Here is a 15,276-nt window from a genome sequence, read left to right on the forward strand (position 1 = left end):
GGCAGGCATGAGGCGGCGTCCGTGAGTAACATCGCGAGCGTCGTGTGTTGCGCGTCCAGCTTTCTTTTTTCGCGAACCTGCGGTAAGGGCGCTCGTCCCGAAATTCCCCCAATTCAGAGATTATATTTGGCCAAGGAAGAACTGCTCGAGATGCGCGGCCGCGTGGTGGAACTCCTCCCCAACGCGATGTTCCGGGTTCAGCTCGAAAACGACCACGAGATTCTCGGTCACACCGCCGGCAAGATGCGCAAGAACCGCATCCGCGTGCTGGTCGGCGACGAGGTGCTGTGCGAACTCACGCCGTACGATCTGACCAAGGGTCGCATCACCTACCGCTTCAAATAAGCGCCGCGCGCCGTTCGCGCGGTCGCGTAGCCCAAGCATCGAGGCACCTGTGCTGGTTCTAGCCTCCTCCTCGCCCCGCCGCCGCGATCTGCTCGCGCGGCTCGGCGTCGTACCGTCGCGCGTGGCCTCTCCCGATATCGACGAAACGCCGCGCAAGGCCGAGCCGCCGCGTGCCTATGCGCTCCGCCTCGCGGTGGAAAAGGCCAGTGCGGTCGCGCGCGCCGAGGGCGAGATCGTGCTCGCCGGCGACACGACGATCGCGCTCGGCAGCCGCATCCTGCCGCCTGCCGACACGCTGGAGATCCAGCGCGACCTGCTCGGCAAGCTGTCGGGCCGGCGTCATCACTGCCTGTCCGCGGTCTGCGTGATCGACGCGACCGGCAAGGTGCGCACGCGCATCGCCGACACGATCGTCGCGTTCAAGCCGCTGTCGCCTGCCGAAATCGACGACTATCTCGCGTGCGGCGAAGGGCTGGGCAAGGCCGGCGGCTATGCGATCCAGGGCCGTGCCGAGGCATTCGTGCGCTTCCTGTCGGGTAGCCATTCGGGTGTCGTCGGCCTGCCGCTGTTCGAAACGCGTGCGTTGCTGAAAACGGCTGGCGTCGCGCTTGCCTGAAACCGGGCCTGAATGGCTCTACGAAGCCGGCATCGGCGAAGCGCGCGCTGCACTGGTGGACGATGATCAGATTCTCGAAGCCGCGATCGAGTTGGACGACAGCACCGCGCTGAAGGTCGGCCTCGTCGCCCGCGCGCGTTTGGTCGAATTGCTTCCGGGTCGTCGTGGTCGCGTCACGCTCGATGGCGGCGAGGCGCTGATCAACTATCTCCCCCCCGGCATCACACAGGGCGCGAGCCTGACCGTCGAGATCGTCCGCGAGGCGCTGCCCGAGGCCGGCCGCGCGAAGCTCGCCAAGGCCGTCCCCAGCGACCTGCCGCCCTGCCCCGCGCCGACGCTGTACGAGCGCCTCGTGGCGACGGGCCTGCCCGTCCGTAGTCCGCGCGCGCACGAACCCGACGCGCTGGAGGCGGCGGGCTGGTCCGAACTCCTCGACGAGGCCGTGAGCGGCGAGATCGTGTTCCCGCTTGGCGCACTGCGGCTTTCGCCGACGCCGGCGATGACGCTGTTCGACGTCGACGGCGCGCCACCACTCGACACGCTCGCCATCGCCGCCGCGCATGCCGTGGCGCGCGCGATTCGCCGACACGGCATCGGCGGCTCGATCGGCATCGATTTTCCGACCCTCGCCGGCAAGGCGCAACGCAGTGCCGTTGCCGCCGCGATCGACGAATCACTGCCGCAACCGTTCGAGCGCACCGCGATGAACGGCTTCGGCTTCCTGCAGATCGTCCGCGCACGCCCGCGGGCGTCGATCCCCGAAATCCTCCGCGCCGATCCGGTCGGCGCAGCGGCCCGAGCGGCGATCCGCACGCTCGAACGCACACCGCCGACCGCCTCGCGCCGCCACACCTTGCCCGCAGCAGTCCACACGCGTCTGATGACGCGCCCCGACTGGCTCGCGGAACTCGCGCGCCGCACCGGCGTCGTCCACGAACTGGAGAGCGCCCGATGACAACCGTCAAATGCCCTATCTGCGACCAGCCCGCAGTCTCTGACTACAAGCCGTTCTGTTCGAGCCGCCACCGCGACCGCGACCTGTTGCAGTGGCTCGGCGAAGGGTATCGCATTCCCGGCCGCCCAATCTCGCAAACGGGGCTGGACAGCGCCGAAGACCCCGACTAAACGCGCCCTTCCGATCGCAAGGTCGGACGCTTCTCCGGTCCCAGACCGGACGTGCCCGGATAGCTCAGTTGGTAGAGCATGCGACTGAAAATCGCAGTGTCGGCGGTTCGACCCCGTCTCCGGGCACCATTTTCCCTTATCGGTCGAGACGTCCAACATACTTGCCGGGCAAAGCCTGAACTCAGGCTGATGCGTGGCAGCGAGATATACATCCGGCGTGGGGTTCATTGAAACGGGTTGTCTCGCAACGCTCTGTAATCATGACGTCCGACGAGCTTTTTCAGCGGCTCGATCAAGAGGCCCTGACACTATCGGCGGGAGAAGCTGATAGTTTTCGACGTTCAGCAGCCCAGAGTCATGCCTCCCCTGGCATGCGTTACCGAACTCGAGACTGGCGAGGCTGTGCAACGCTCACGATGTCGTTACCCAAGCGGCAATGCGCTAGGTTCGGGCTTGCAAGCCAATAACCCTCGATTACCAAAAGCTATATGAGGATACCCTCGGCCCCGGCGGCCAGCCTCTAAGTGTGTATTCACTGTAGAAAACTGGAGCGGGCGAAGGGATTCGAACCCTCGACCCCAACCTTGGCAAGGTTGTGCTCTACCCCTGAGCTACGCCCGCTCTGGCGCCTATGTCTCCGGTCTGAAGCGACACGGTGACTGGGTGAGGCGCGCTGTTAGCCCGAGGTTTCGAGATCGGCAAGCGCCTTTTCGATATTATAGCGGAATTCGCCAAATTTATTGTGCGCCGCACCAACCGATCAGTCGATGCGAGATTCCGCTTGGCGACTCCCTCTATAGAACATTACAAGAACAATTGTGAACGAGTCGTCCGCCTTGATTGCCCGCCTGAAGCGGATCGCCACGACCGGTATACCGGCTCAGGGGGATGATCGTGCAGACGATGCGTGGCTGACGGGCGGTTTGGCGAAGGCGCAGTTGCACGAGATTTTCGCCACCGTGGACGATTCGGCCAGCGGCGCGGGGTTCGCGGTTGCGTCAGTTCTGGCGGCTCGGGCGGCGCCGGTGATGTGGTTGCGGACCGAGGCGAGCGAACGCCAGGGCGGGCGGCTACATGCGACCGGGCTGGTCGAGATGGGTCTCGACGTGTCGTCGCTGGTGCTTGGGCTGGTCGAGGACGAAACGGATTTACTGCGCGCCGCCGCCGACGCCGCGCGGTGCCACGGGCTTGGTACGCTGCTGATCGAGTCCTGGGGACGTGCACCGAAGATCGACCTGACCGCGACGCGGCGGCTGATGCTGGCCGCCGAAGCCTCGGGCGTGACGATCCTCAGCCTGCGCATCGGTGCAGACCCGGTGCCGAGCGCGGCGGCGTCACGCTGGCAGGTTGCGGCGTGTCGATCGCGACCGCTGGAGGCCGACGCACCGGGCAAACCTACCTTCGACATCGAATTGCTGCGTCGACGCGGAGGCCAAGCCGGGCTTCGCTGGCGTGTGGAGTGGGACCGTGACGCGTATATCTTCGACAATACCGCCTTCGCCTTTGGTGATTCCAAGACGATACCTGGCGCTGGTATTCCCGTGGCTGCCGATCGAGCGGCTGCGGACGATGCGGCCGCATCTGTTCGTCGGACGGGCTGAGACGCCGATCGCGTTCGTCGAGACGGTGTCGGGCAGCGTCAGGCTGAAGGCGCTCGACCGAGAAGCTATTAGGGCAGGACTCGTTCCGGGGCTGACGTTAGCAGATGCCCGCGCGCGCGTCCCTGAGCTGGAGGTGTACGATCATGACGCGCATGCCGATCACGAATGGCTCGAGCGACTCGCCGACGGGTGCCAGCGCTATACGCCGTCGGTCGCGCTCGACGAACCCGATGGGCTGATCCTCGACATCGCCGGGTGCGTGCACGAGTTCGAGGGCGAGCGTCGCCTCGCCGCCGATCTCGAGGAGCGCCTCGCGCGGCGGGGGCTGCTGGTGCGCCATGCGTTCGGCGACACGCCCGACACCGCGCGCGCGCTGGCCCGGTATGCGGGGGCACCTGCCCCCGATGAAAAGCGCGCGGTGAAGCGGTTGCCAGTGGCTGCACTGGGGCTCGACGAGGATGCGACCACCGCCTTGTCGCGCGCTGGGCTGAAGACGGTCGGCGATGTGATGGCGCGGCCGCTGGCGACGATCGCGGCGCGGTTCGGCGAGGAGGCGGCGATGATGATTCGCCGGCTCGACGGGTCGGTGAAGGGGCCGATCGTCGCGCGCCGCACCGTGCCGAAAATCGGTGTCGAACGGCGTTTCGCCGAACCGATCGCGCGGACCGAATATGCGCTGGAGATGCTGGCAGACCTGGCGGGCGAAGCGGCGGGTCAACTCGCCGAGCGTCACGAAGGCGGTCGCCGCTGGGAGGCGCGCCTGTTTCGCGCCGACGGCCTGGTCCAACGGTTGCGGATCGAGACTGGCCAGCCGACACGCGACGTCGCGCTGCTGATGCGGCTGTTCCGCGAACGGATCGACAGCCTCGCCGATCCGCTCGATCCAGGATTCGGCTACGATTTGGTCCGGCTTGACGTCGCCCTGGCCGAGAAACTCGACGCCTCGCAATTGAAGCTCGAAGGCGGTGAGGCGCAAAAAGGAGAAGTCGCGCAACTCGTCGACCAGCTCGGCACGCGGCTGGGCCGGGCGCGCGTCCGCCGGTTCTCGGCGCGCGACAGTCATATTCCCGAACAGGCCGAGCTGATGCTGCCTGCCGCCGAGGCCCCTGCCCCGACACCGTGGATCGCGCCCGAAACGGGCGAACCGCCGCTCCGCCCGATCTACCTGTTCGACCCGCCGCAGCCGATCGAATCGATGATGGCCGAGGTCCCCGACGGCCCGCCGCACCGCTTTCGCTGGCGGCGCACCGTCCACGATGTGGCACATAGCGAAGGGCCGGAGCGGATCGCCGGCGAATGGTGGCGCCGCCAGGACATCCCGACGCGCGATTACTACCGTATCGAGGACCGCCGCGGCCGCCGCTTCTGGATCTTCCGCCACGGCCTGTATTCCGAGATGGAGGCGCCCCGCTGGTACCTCCACGGCGTCTTCGCGTGAGCGGCGCGGCGCCATGACCGGGTTCGCCGAACTCGTCGCCGCGACCAATTTCTCGTTTCTCGATGGGGCGAGCGATGCCGGCGCGATGGTCGGTCGCGCGGTGCAGCTGGAGCTTGGCGGGATCGGGATCGCCGATCGCAACACTGTCGCCGGCGTTGTCCGCGCGCACCAGGCGCTGAAAAAGGCACGCGACGGTCTGCTCGGCATGGCGATGCCACCGATCGACTTCCGGCTGGTGGTCGGCGCGCGGCTGGTGTTCGAGGACGGCACCCCCGACATCGTTGCGTATCCTGCGACCCGGCGTGGCTGGGGGCGGCTGACGCGGCTGCTGACGGTCGGTAACCGGCGTGCCGAAAAGGGTGGCTGCATCCTCGGGCTCGGCGACCTGATCGCGCATCATGCCGACATGATGCTGGTGGTGATGCCTAACAGCAGCGCGCGGGGCGCGACGCCGGTGTCGCCGCTGCCGGACGGCGATGCCCTACCCGAACGGAGAGAGCGCGATCTGGCGACGGTCCTTAGCGCGGTCAGGCGACTGGGTGCGGATGCGGTCTGGCTCGGCGTGACGATGCCGCGCGGCGGTCGCGATCGGCGGCGACTGGCGCGACTTGGTCGGATTGCCGATGCGGCAGGCGTTCCTGTGCTCGCGACGACCGACGCGCTTTATGCCTATCCCGACGACCGCGATCTGCACGACGTCGTCACCTGCATCCGCGAGCGCACGACGATCCACAAGGCCGGGCGGTTGCTCGCCGCGAACGGCGAACGGCATTTGAAACCCGAGACCGAGATCGCCCGGCTGTTCCGCGATCGCCCCGATGCGGTGGCGCAGAGCGCACGCCTGTTATCGCGGATCGCCTTCACGCTCGACGATCTCAAATACGAATATCCGCACGAACCGATTCCGGCCGGCTGGGAGGCACAGGATTGGCTCGAACATCATGTCTGGCAGCTCGCGCTGGAACGCTACGACTACCGCGTGCCGGAGAAGATGCGGGCGCTGCTCCACGAAGAATTCGCCCTGATTCGCGAGCGAAAATACGCCTATTACTTTCTGACCGTGCACGACATCGTCCGGTTTGCGCGAGCGCAGGATCCCCCGATCCTGTGCCAGGGACGCGGCTCGGCAGCCAACTCGGTGGTCTGCTTCCTGCTCGGCGTCACCTCGGTCGATCCGATGAAATACGACCTGTTGTTCTCGCGGTTCGTATCGAGCGAGCGCGACGAGCCGCCGGATATTGACGTCGATTTCGAACATGAGCGGCGCGAGGAGGTGATGCAGTATATCTATCGCCGCTATGGTCGCGACCGCGCCGCGATCGCCGCGACCGTCATCCATTATCGGCCGAAGAGCACAGTACGCGAGGTCGGCAAAGCGCTGGGACTGACCGAGGACGTGACGCAGCGGCTGACGAGCACGGTGTGGGGCAGTTTCTCGAACCGCTTCCAGGAACAGCGGTTTGCCGAAACCGGCTTCGACATCGACAATCCGGAGATCGCGCGGCTGCGCGAGATGGTCGACCGGCTGCTCGAATTCCCGCGCCATCTGTCGCAGCATGTCGGCGGGTTCGTGCTCACGCAGGGACGGCTCGACGAGATGGTGCCGATCCATAACGGCGCGATGGAGGACCGCACCTTCATCGAATGGGACAAGGACGATATCGACGCGCTCGGACTGATGAAGGTCGATATCCTCGCGCTCGGGATGCTGACGTGCATCCGAAAGGCGTTCGACCTGATGCGCGAGCATGGTCACGGCGATCACAAGCTCGATACGATTGCAGTCGCTGAGGACGACCGGGTCTATAACATGCTGTGCAAGGGCGACAGCATCGGTGTGTTCCAGGTCGAGAGCCGCGCGCAGATCAACATGCTGCCGCGGTTGCGCCCGCGCGTGCTGTACGATCTGGTCGTGCAGGTCGCGATCGTCCGGCCGGGGCCGATCGAAGGCGACATGGTGCACCCATATCTCCGGCGGCGCAGCGGCAAGGAGGTGGCCGAATATCCTTCGCCCGATCCGAAGTTCGGGCCGCCCGACGAACTCAAGCAACTGCTCCGCTTCACCTACGGCGTGCCGCTGTTCCAGGAACAGGCGATGAAACTGGCGATCGTCGCGGCCGGGTTCACGCCGAACGAGGCGAACCAGTTGCGGAAAGCGATGGCGACGTTCCGCAAGGTCGGCGGCATGGATAATTTCCAGGCTAAGCTCATCGGCGGGATGGTCGGCCGGGGGTATGAGCGCGAGTTCGCTGAGCGGTGTTTCAAGCAGATCGAGGGGTTTGGGTCGTACGGCTTTCCCGAGAGCCATGCGCTGTCGTTCGCGCGACTGGTGTACGTGTCGTCGTGGATCAAATGCTTTCACCCGGCGGTGTTCTGCTGCGCGTTGCTCAATTCGCAGCCGATGGGGTTTTATGCGCCGGCGCAGCTGGTGCGCGATGCGGTCGAGCATGGGGTGACCGTGCTGCCGGTCGATGTGAATGCGAGTGGTTGGGATAATTCGCTTGAATCCTCCCCGGCACGGGGAGGGGAACCGCGCGAAGCGGGGTGGGAGGCGTCCACAGACGAGTCGCTTGCGGCTGCCACTTTTCCAAGCGCGACGTCTGCGGCGCGCCCCCTCCACCATCCTGCGGATGGTCCCCCTCCCCGTGCCGGGGAGGATTTGCGTCTCGGCTTTCGGCAGGTGGATGGGTTTCGACAGGACTGGGCCGACGAGATCGTCCGCGTCCGGACCACGCCGTTCGCCAGCATCGAGGACCTCGCGCGGCGGGCGAACCTGCCACAGCGCGCGATGAACCTGCTCGCCGACGCCGACGCGTTCCGATCGATCGCCAAGGAGCGCCGCGAGGCGTTGTGGGACGTCCGCAGGACACCGCCAAAGCAGCTTGCGCTGTTCGCTGCCGCGGACGTGCCTGAACTCGGCCAGGAACCCGATGCGCATCTGCCGGCGATGCCGCTCTCCGAACAGGTGGCAGCGGATTACCAGACGACGCGGTTGTCGCTGAAGGCGCATCCGATGAGTTTTCTCCGCGAACGGTTCGCGGCCGAAGGTATCCTGTCGAGCGCGCAGGCCAACGCTACCAAGGACGGGCGGCGCGCGAAGGTCGCGGGGGTGGTGCTGGTCCGTCAGCGGCCGGGCAAAGGCAATGCGATCTTCGTGACGATCGAGGACGAGACCGGCGTCACCAACGGACTGATGTGGGCACGCGATTTCGAGGCGAACCGCCGCGCGGTGATGGCGTCGCGGCTGATGGTGCTGGAGGGCGTGATCCAGCGCAGCGAGGAAGGCGTCACGCACCTTATGACCGCACGGGTGCAGGATCGCACCGAGATGCTGCGGCTGTTGTCGGAGGATCACGCGCTGGAACCGCCGCTCGCGCGCGTCGACGAGGTGATCCGCCCGGTCCTCACCCGGAGCCCGGATGCCCGCGCACACCACCCGCGCGCGACGCATCCACGGGATGTGCGAGTCCTGCCGAAGTCGCGCGACTTTCATTGATTCTAATCTGGTCACGGCTGCCGATCACGTCACGGATGTGGATCCCGTTTAGAATCTTACGCCCGTCTCGGATCCTACGCCCGTCACCCCAGCGAAAGCTGGGGTATTTCACGTGGCACGCGACCAGCGCCTCACGGGGATACCCCAGCTTTCGCTGGGGTGACGTGTTTGGGGTGACGTGTTTGGGGTGACGTGTTTGGGGTGACGTGTTTGGGGTGACGTGTTTGGGGTGACGTGTTTGGGGTGACGGGTTTGGGGTGACGGGTTTGGGGTGACGGGTTTGAGGGGGACGGGTTTGGGGTGACGGGTTTGAGGGGGACGGACCGATGGGGATGTACCGACGGTAACCGAACATGGATCGACGGGCCGTTTCAACGGCGGCGGCGGCGCGTGGAATTTCGACCGCGATGCTCTACAGGTTGGCTCCAGAGGTGGCATTCGCCGCCGCCGCCCCCCAAATAGCGCGCTAGAACCACACGGGAGTTGAACTTGGCCACGCTTGGAATGTCCCCCGCGGAGAAGGACGCCGTCGAGGCGTTCCGTCGCGACGTCGTCGAACCGTCGATGACGAAGCTCGTGATCATCGATTTCTGGGCGGAATGGTGCGGGCCGTGCAAGGCGCTGACGCCCACGCTGGAGAAGGTCGCCGCCGATTATACCGACAAGGGCGTCGTGCTGGCGAAGGTCGATACCGACAAGAACCAGTTCATCGCCGCGCAATTCCAGATCAAGTCGATCCCGACCGTCTATGCGATGTTCCAGGGCCAGCTGGTCGCCGACATGACCAGCGCGCGGACTGAATCTCAGCTGCGCGTGCTGCTCGACCAGCTGCTCAAGCAGCTGCCGATCGAGGCCGGGCCGGCGGATGCCGCGCCCGACGTCGAGCCCTTGATCGCGGTGGGCGAAGAGGCGCTCGCTGCGGGTGACGGCGAGCGTGCGCTCGGGATTTTCCGCGAGATCGCCGAGATCGCGCCCGAGCATCCGCAGGTCCATGCCGGCTTCGTCCGCGCGCTGGTCGCGACCGGGCAGCTCGACGAGGCGAGCGATTGGCTGGCGAACCTCGATCCGGCGATCGCCAAGGATCCCGCGATTATCCGCGCGCAAGCTGCCCTCGCGCTCGCGCAGTCGGCCCCGCCGGTCGCGGACCTGTCGCCGCTGCTGGCTGCGGTCGAGGCGAACCCCGACGATCTGGCAGCGCGGTTTGCGCTCGCCAACGGCCAGATGGCGGCGAACGACCGTGATGCCGCCGCGGACACGTTCCTCGGCATCATTGCCACCGAGCGCGACTGGAACGAGGGCGCGGCGCGGACGCAACTGCTGAAATTGTTCGAAGTCGTCGGGCTCGAAGACCCGTGGGTGTCTGGACAGCGGCGGCGTCTGTCTGCGATCCTGTTTGGATGACCACCGAGTCGCCTCCTCGCGCCACCACACGGCTGTCGATCTTCCCGTTGCCGGGAGCGCTGCTGTTCCCCGGCATGCACCTGCCGCTGCACATGTTCGAGCCGCGCTATCGGGCGATGATCAGTGACGCGATGGCGCGTGATCGGCGGATCGGCATGATCCAGCCGCGCGGCGGGCCGAACGACGACGCGGATGCGCTGTACGACATCGGCTGCGTCGGCAAGATCGCCGAGGTCGAGGCGCTCGACGACGGGCGGTACAACGTCGTGCTCGAGGGCATCGCGCTGTTCCGGATCGTCCGCGAGTTGGACGTGACGACCGCGTTCCGACAGGTCGAAGCGGAATTGCTGCCGTTGATCGAGGACGACGCGCTGTCGCTCGGACGGCGCTCGTCGCTGGAGATGGAGTCGCGCCGGTTCGCCGACATGCAGGGCTATGCGGTCGATTGGGATGCGGTCGGACGGCTCGACGACGAGAGTCTTGTCAACGGCATCGCCCAGATCGCGCCGTTCGATGCGGCCGCGAAACAGGCGTTGCTGGAAGCGCCGGATATCGAGCAGCGCGCCGAACTGATCATCCAGCTGATGCAGTTTTTCGGCCGGCACGATGGCGACGAATCGGTGACGTTGCAGTGAGCACGCTCGATCCTTGGCTGCTCGAACGCCTGGTCTGCCCGATGACGCGGACGCCGCTGCGCTATGTCGAAGCGGCGCAGGAGTTGATTTCGGACACCGCGGGCTTGGCCTATCCGATCAAAGACGGCGTCCCTGTGATGCTTGTCGAGGAAGCGCGGCAACTTGGCGGACGCGTAGCGGATTGATGCCATCGACCGACCGCCGCCTTTGGTCTCTCGGCGCGGTTTGGGGACTTGGGCTTGTCGGATCGGGCTGGGCGCCGTTCGACCGCGCGACGTGGTGGATGGAGGTCGCACCCGTCCTGGTCGCTTTTCCAATACTGGTTGCGCTACGCCGCCGTTTCATCTTCACGGACCTGGCACTGCTGCTGATCGCGCTGCACGGCCTCGTCCTGATGCTGGGCGGTGCCTATACCTACGCCCGCGTACCGATTGGTTTCGCGGCCCAGGACATGCTGCATCTCGCGCGCAATCCCTATGATCGGTTCGGGCATCTGATGCAGGGATTCGTCCCCGCCGTCGCCTTACGCGAAGTACTCGTGCGAACCGGCAGCATCGCGTCGCGTCGCCTGCTCACCATCACCGTGCTCGCCTACTGCCTATCCGTCAGCGCGCTATACGAACTGATCGAGTTCGGGGCGGCCGTTGCGCTCGGTCAGGGCGCCGATGCGTTCCTCGGGACGCAGGGCGATCCCTGGGATACGCAATGGGACATGCTGATGTGCCTGATCGGCGCAGGTCTCGCGTTGACCCTACTGTCCCGCGTTCACGATCGGCAGATCGCGCGTCTCACACGGTAAGCCCTTGCAGCAGTTTCGGCAGGTCGCCGCTTTCGCCGCGTGCTTCCGCCATAAAGCGGTCCTTGAGCGGCGGGATCGCGTTGACGGCGCTGATGCCGAACCGGCGGACGGCGCTGGCGGTCTTGCCGGGGAGGCCGAACAGGCGGGTGAGCGTATCGGTGGCGGCGGCGGTCATGAACGTGTCGAGCCCGCGCCAGCGCTGATAGCGCGCGAGCAGCGCGGCGTCGCCGAGATCGAGGCCGAGCCGCTTGCCCTCGACCAGTACTTCGACGAGCGTCGCTACATCCCGGAAGCCGAGATTAAGGCCCTGCCCGGCGATCGGATGAATGCCGTGGCCGGCGTCGCCGACCAGCGCGAGCCGCGTGTCGGTAATGCGGGCGGCGTGGTGGAAGCCGAGCGGATAGGAGGAGCGCGGCGTGGCCATCGACAGCGCGCCGAGGAAGCCGCCCATGCTCTTTTCCGCTTCGGCAAGGAACGCGCGGTCGCCGAGCTTGAGCATGCCGGGGGCGTTCTTCGCGTCGACCGTCCAGACGATCGCGGAGCGGTGGCCGTCGGCATCGTCGGGGAGCGGGAGCAGCGCGAACGGGCCGCTCGAATAGAAAATTTCGTACGCGACGTCGCCGTGCGGCAGCTCGTGATGGAACGCGCCGATGATCGCGGTGTGCTCGTAGGACCAGCGCGCGATGGTGATCCCCGCGGCCTCACGCGTTGGCGAATTGCGGCCCTCCGCGGCGATCATCAGAGGTGCGCGGATCGTCTCGCCTGAGTCCAGGATGACGGTGACGCTCGATTCGGCGCGGTCGACCGACGTCGCGCGGGTCTGCATGCGGAGGTCGACGTGCGGCGCCGCGGTCGCGGTGTCGAACAGCGTGCGGCGGAGCAGCTTGTTCTCGTACATCGTGCCGAGCGCGCCATCGTCGGCGTCAGGGACGAAATCGAGCTTGCCCGGCTCCAGCCCGTCGCTGACGCGGATCTGGCGAATCGCACAGCCCTGCCCCGCTAGCGTCGCGCCGATGCCGATCGCATTGAGCATCCGGTGGCTCGCGCTCGCCACCGCGGAGGCGCGGCCGTCGAAGCCCGGTGCCAGCGTCACCGCGGGGTCCGCCGGGTCGACCACGATCGTCGAAATGCCGTGCACGCCGAGCGCCACGGCGAGCGTCGCACCGACCAGCCCGCCACCGAGGATGATTACATCTGTGTCCATGACGCCGCTTTATCCCGCCAGCCGGTCGCTGCCAACGACGATCCGGGTGCAGCTTAACCCGTGTTGTCGCGTGGTTACCTTGACGTTGAGCCTGCCGAGGGCGATGCATTTCTGCATTATACTGCAACTGGAGAATACGGGTCATGGCCAGCCGCGCGCAGCCAGCCTTGTGGCGTGAGACGGTGAAGGCGGGTGCCGTCCGCAGCGGCGCGTTGATCGCGGCGATCGCGTTGTTCGTCGGCACGCTGCTGATGGCGCTGGCGCTGGCGAGCTATCATCCGAGTGACGCTGCGCTCAACACCGCATCGGGCGCCTATCCCGACAATCTGGTGGGACCACCGGGCGCATGGTTCGCCGATATTGCGCTGACGCTGTTCGGGCCGGCGGTCGCGCTGCTGCTGCCGATCGGGCCGATTCTGGGCATGCGATTGTGGCGCGATCTGCCGCTGGGGCATTGGCTGCGGATGGTGCGCGGGGCGGCGATCGGCGTCGCGCTAATGGCGAGCGCGCTCGCGTTCGTATCCGGATCGTCGGTGCTGGCGCTGCCCGCCGGCTGGGGTGGCGTGATCGGCTTGTCCGTCGCGAGCGTCGTGCATTGGGGGCTGAGCTTCATCGGCCAGCCGGTCGCCGAACTCTGGTCCGCCCGCGCGGTCGGTCTGGTCGCGGCGATCGCGGGCGCGATCGTCTGGGGCAAGAGCATCGAGATCGATCTCGGCGAGCGCAAATGGCGTTTTCCACGCCGCAATCGCACCGAGGCGCTGGGCTATGACGGCTTTGCGGAAATCGACGAGGACGACGACGAGCCGCTGACACTGACGCGCAAACCGGTCGAGCCGCGCGCGATCGCCGAACCCGATCCGCGCCCTGCCCCGGTGATCGCGGATCGCCAGAACGCGCCGAGCCAAGCGAAACCCAAGGAGCGCCAGTCGTCGCTCGACCTGCGCGACAATTTCACGCTGCCGAGCCTCGACCTGCTGACGCCGTCGCCGCCGAGCCAAGGCAATGTGATCGACAAGGCGGGGCTCGAGCGCAACGCACGGCTGCTCGAGAACGTGCTCGACGATTTCAAGGTGACGGGGTCGATCATCGAGGTGCGGCCGGGGCCGGTCGTGACGATGTACGAGCTCGAGCCCGCCCCCGGCGTCAAGGCGAGCCGGGTGATCGCGCTGGCCGACGATATCGCCCGCAACATGTCCGCGATTTCGGCGCGTGTGGCTGTGATCCCGGGGCGCAACGTGATCGGCATCGAGCTGCCGAATGCGCGGCGCGAGGCGGTGAGCTTGCACGAACTCGTCGGGAGCCAGACGTTCGAGGACCAGTCGGCGCAGCTGCCGATCATCCTCGGCAAGAACATCGCGGGCGATTCGGTGATCGCGGATCTCGCGCCGATGCCGCATCTGCTGGTCGCGGGCACCACCGGCTCGGGCAAGTCGGTCGGGCTGAACAGCATGATCCTGTCGCTGCTGTACAAGCTGACGCCGAACCAGTGCCGGATGATCATGATCGATCCGAAGATGCTCGAACTGAGCATGTACGACGACATTCCGCATCTGTTGTCGCCGGTCGTCACCGATCCGGCCAAGGCGGTGCGGGCGCTGAAATGGGCGGTCGAGACGATGGAGGACCGCTATCGCCAGATGTCCTCGGTCGGCGTGCGCAGCCTCGCCGGTTTCAACGACAAGGTGCGCGGTGCGAAGGCCAAGGGGCAGCCGCTCGGTCGGAAGGTGCAGACGGGCTATCACCCGGATACCGGCGCACCCATGTACGAGGAGGAGAAGCTCGAATACGACGTGCTGCCGCAGATCGTGGTGATCGTCGACGAGCTGGCCGATCTGATGATGACCGCGGGCAAGGAGGTCGAATTCCTCATCCAGCGGCTCGCGCAGAAGGCACGCGCGGCGGGCATCCACCTGATCATGGCGACGCAGCGGCCGTCGGTCGACGTCATCACCGGCGTCATCAAGGCGAACCTGCCGACGCGGATCAGCTTCCACGTCACGTCGAAGATCGATTCGCGCACCATCCTCGGCGAGCAGGGTGCGGAGCAACTGCTCGGCAAGGGCGACATGCTCTACATGCCTGGCGGCAAGGGCATCGTCCGCGTGCACGGACCGTTCGTTACCGATGACGAAGTGCGGCTGGTGGCGGATCACTGGCGCTCGCAGGGGCTGCCGGATTACATCTCCTCCGTGACCGAGGAGCCCGAGGAGAGCTTCGCGCTGGAGGGCTCACCGACCGGGGAGGATTCGGCGGAGGACCAGCAATATCGCCAGGCGATCCAGCTGGTGTGCGAATCGCAGAAGGCCTCGACCTCTTGGCTGCAGCGCCAGTTGCGGATCGGATATAATTCCGCGGCGCGGTTGATCGAGCGCATGGAGAAGGACGGCATCGTCGGCCGCCCGGATCATGTCGGGCGGCGCGAAGTGCTCCGCGATACCGAAGGGCATGCGATCTAGCGCTGGAAAACCGACACCAGCCGTCCTTCGAGAAACCTTCTGTTCCCTCGCGAACGCGGGGGTCCAGGAGCCACGAACGATGTCGTTTGGAACCCTGGGCTCCCGCCTTCGCGGGAGAACTAGGAGGGGGCCGCCCGCCACCAACTTTCCCGCGCGGACA

At 66.3% G+C, this 15,276-nt stretch carries 13 protein-coding genes and 2 tRNA genes; 13 read left to right on the forward strand and 2 right to left on the reverse strand.

The window, feature by feature from the left end; all coding sequences use genetic code 11:
- Positions 1-126 precede the first annotated feature (126 nt).
- The 5 genes from infA (at position 127) to C8J40_RS12595 (ending at position 2,215) form a co-directional block, all read left to right on the forward strand.
- A complete protein-coding gene (infA, locus tag C8J40_RS12575) occupies positions 127-345 on the forward strand; it encodes a translation initiation factor IF-1 (RefSeq protein ID WP_031441079.1) in 219 nt (72 codons plus the stop codon).
- Positions 346-394: 49 nt separating this feature from the next.
- A complete protein-coding gene (locus C8J40_RS12580; protein WP_132897320.1) occupies positions 395-961 on the forward strand; it encodes a nucleoside triphosphate pyrophosphatase in 567 nt (188 codons plus the stop codon).
- Positions 954-1,916, forward strand: coding sequence for a ribonuclease (locus tag C8J40_RS12585; RefSeq protein ID WP_132897321.1), 963 nt, complete (start codon positions 954-956; stop codon positions 1,914-1,916). Before C8J40_RS12580 ends, C8J40_RS12585 begins: the two co-directional genes overlap by 8 nt.
- Positions 1,913-2,086 carry a DNA gyrase inhibitor YacG gene (gene yacG / locus C8J40_RS12590; protein ID WP_132734889.1) on the forward strand — a complete coding sequence of 58 codons (174 nt, stop codon included), beginning with the start codon at positions 1,913-1,915 and terminating at the stop codon, positions 2,084-2,086. The genes C8J40_RS12585 and yacG overlap by 4 nt, the downstream gene beginning before the upstream one ends.
- 53 nt (positions 2,087-2,139) lie before the next feature.
- A tRNA-Phe gene (locus C8J40_RS12595) sits at positions 2,140-2,215 on the forward strand.
- Positions 2,216-2,632: 417 nt separating this feature from the next.
- Here C8J40_RS12595 and C8J40_RS12600 read toward each other — a convergent pair.
- Positions 2,633-2,707, reverse strand: a tRNA-Gly gene (locus C8J40_RS12600).
- 197 nt (positions 2,708-2,904) lie between these two features.
- Between C8J40_RS12600 and C8J40_RS12605 the strand changes: the two genes are divergently transcribed.
- The 7 genes from C8J40_RS12605 to C8J40_RS12635 all read left to right on the forward strand — a co-directional run bounded on the left by C8J40_RS12605 (position 2,905) and on the right by C8J40_RS12635 (position 11,456).
- A complete protein-coding gene (locus C8J40_RS12605) occupies positions 2,905-3,687 on the forward strand; it encodes a hypothetical protein (RefSeq protein WP_132897322.1) in 783 nt (260 codons plus the stop codon).
- On the forward strand, positions 3,656-5,125 hold the full coding sequence (locus C8J40_RS12610; protein WP_243693366.1) for a DNA polymerase Y family protein: 1,470 nt from the start codon (positions 3,656-3,658) through the stop codon (positions 5,123-5,125). Before C8J40_RS12605 ends, C8J40_RS12610 begins: the two co-directional genes overlap by 32 nt.
- A gap of 13 nt (positions 5,126-5,138) precedes the next feature.
- Positions 5,139-8,621 (forward strand): error-prone DNA polymerase, encoded by a 3,483-nt coding sequence (locus C8J40_RS12615; protein WP_132897323.1) that lies wholly within the window; start codon positions 5,139-5,141, stop codon positions 8,619-8,621.
- 504 nt (positions 8,622-9,125) lie between these two features.
- Complete coding sequence (locus tag C8J40_RS12620) at positions 9,126-10,022, forward strand: tetratricopeptide repeat protein (protein WP_132897536.1); 897 nt, start codon at positions 9,126-9,128, stop codon at positions 10,020-10,022.
- Positions 10,019-10,657, forward strand: coding sequence for an LON peptidase substrate-binding domain-containing protein (locus C8J40_RS12625; protein ID WP_132897324.1), 639 nt, complete (start codon positions 10,019-10,021; stop codon positions 10,655-10,657). Before C8J40_RS12620 ends, C8J40_RS12625 begins: the two co-directional genes overlap by 4 nt.
- Positions 10,654-10,842, forward strand: coding sequence for a Trm112 family protein (locus C8J40_RS12630; protein ID WP_277984525.1), 189 nt, complete (start codon positions 10,654-10,656; stop codon positions 10,840-10,842). Before C8J40_RS12625 ends, C8J40_RS12630 begins: the two co-directional genes overlap by 4 nt.
- The gene (locus C8J40_RS12635) at positions 10,842-11,456 is read left to right on the forward strand and encodes a DUF2238 domain-containing protein (RefSeq protein ID WP_132897325.1); all 615 of its coding nucleotides are present in this window, start codon (positions 10,842-10,844) and stop codon (positions 11,454-11,456) included. Before C8J40_RS12630 ends, C8J40_RS12635 begins: the two co-directional genes overlap by 1 nt.
- Here the strand turns inward: C8J40_RS12635 and C8J40_RS12640 are convergent.
- Positions 11,446-12,660 carry a UbiH/UbiF/VisC/COQ6 family ubiquinone biosynthesis hydroxylase gene (locus C8J40_RS12640; RefSeq protein ID WP_132897326.1) on the reverse strand — a complete coding sequence of 405 codons (1,215 nt, stop codon included), beginning with the start codon at positions 12,658-12,660 and terminating at the stop codon, positions 11,446-11,448. The genes C8J40_RS12635 and C8J40_RS12640 overlap by 11 nt on opposite strands.
- Before the next feature lie 143 nt (positions 12,661-12,803).
- Here C8J40_RS12640 and C8J40_RS12645 point away from each other — a divergent pair, with 143 nt between their 5' ends.
- Positions 12,804-15,116, forward strand: coding sequence for a DNA translocase FtsK (locus C8J40_RS12645; protein WP_132897327.1), 2,313 nt, complete (start codon positions 12,804-12,806; stop codon positions 15,114-15,116).
- The last annotated feature ends 160 nt before the right edge of the window (positions 15,117-15,276 follow it).

The sequence above is a fragment of the Sphingomonas sp. PP-CC-3A-396 genome (genome assembly GCF_004343105.1).
Taxonomy (GTDB): domain Bacteria; phylum Pseudomonadota; class Alphaproteobacteria; order Sphingomonadales; family Sphingomonadaceae; genus Sphingomonas.